This window comes from Microcoleus sp. BM001215392 (assembly GCF_036700185.1).
GTDB lineage: Bacteria > Cyanobacteriota > Cyanobacteriia > Cyanobacteriales > Microcoleaceae > Microcoleus.
The window spans coordinates 1-1,213 of record NZ_JAUBOJ010000738.1 but is presented as its reverse complement, the minus strand read 5'-3'; the positions used below and the strand labels follow the sequence as shown (position 1 = coordinate 1,213).

Below are 1,213 nucleotides of genomic sequence, written 5' to 3'. Positions count from 1 at the left end.
TGCGGTCATGCTTCGCCCTTGCCACATTGAGATGCACCCGATCGAAGTCCCCCTTTTTAAGGGGGATTTAGGGGGAAGAAGCCTCGGATGAAAACCCGATCGATCAAGATTTTCCGGCAAAAACTTTAATCTGAGTTCAAAAACTCCAAATAATTATTAGTCAATTCTTTGACTGCTAATTCGTGAAATTGTTGACCGTGTTCGGGAGTTGCTAAGGCTGGATTTGAACCCATTCTACCGTCGGGAAATCGGCGGCGGAAGTCAGCAGCACCGTAAATTTTGTATCCGGATGCAACTTCTTCTGAAAGCGGTGCTTGCTTGATTGCTTCTGGATAAAGGTACTGGGTTAAGGCGATTTCGCTGGGGGTGGCGTGGGAACCTTCTTGGTTTCCGTACAATTCTTTGGCGAGTTTGTAGACTGAACCGCACATGAACCAGTTGCCGATTTGACACTGGATGCGATCGGCATTTGTTAGATTTAAGTCCGACAAATGCGCGTAAGTCTCCGAAAATGCTGCTTTCATCGTGGCAATGTTGCCACCGTGACCGTTGATGAAGAAATATTTCTCAAATCCTGCTTTTGCCAAGGATGTGATATAATCCCTGATTACAAGAATTAGGGTCTGCGGTCGGAGGCTGATGCTCCCAGGAAAGCTGGTGTGGTGCATGGCCATTCCTACATTAATTGTTGGGCCGACTAAGGCATTGGCTGCTTCGCCGACACTCTGAGCGATCGCCTCAGCAGTAATCGCGTCAGTCCCAATTAAACCGGTGGGCCCGTGTTGTTCGGTGGAGCCGATCGGGATAATGATGCCTCGGGAACTCTCTAGATAAGCTTCTACTTCGGGCCAGGTACTCAAATGCAGCAACATTATAGGCAGTTTACAGAATTTTTACTTAGTATTGTCGATCGTAGCGGGCCTGGGTCAGTTGTAGGGCGATCGTCCGCCAAGAGCGTTAAACCCGCGACGCACGATTCTCAAAAACCCGGTTGATACCTAGATTTATAGCAGATTCCACTTCCACGTTTATGAACTACACCCCGGATCGATAAATCCCCGTAGAGACACGGCAATGGCCATTGGTATCAACTTAAGCCTGAAAGCCTTGATAAATCTCGTTCATAGCCTAGTCTAGATCCCCCTAAATCCCCCTTAAGAAGGGGGACTTTGAGAAGATTCCGGTCCCCCCCTTCTTAAGGGGGGCTAGGGGG

General features: G+C 48.6%; 1 protein-coding gene. It reads right to left on the bottom strand.

Annotated elements, in window-relative coordinates; genetic code table 11:
• Positions 1-125: 125 nt before the first annotated feature.
• Positions 126-872, bottom strand: a complete 747-nt coding sequence (locus QT974_RS34560; RefSeq protein WP_333472850.1) for a creatininase family protein — start codon at positions 870-872, stop codon at positions 126-128.
• Positions 873-1,213: the final 341 nt, after the last annotated feature.

Excerpts from the sequence above, each read along its gene's own strand:
- QT974_RS34560 (WP_333472850.1), bottom strand. The coding sequence starts at position 872 with ATGTTGCTGCATTTGAGTACCTGGCCCGAAGTAGAAGCTTATCTAGAG.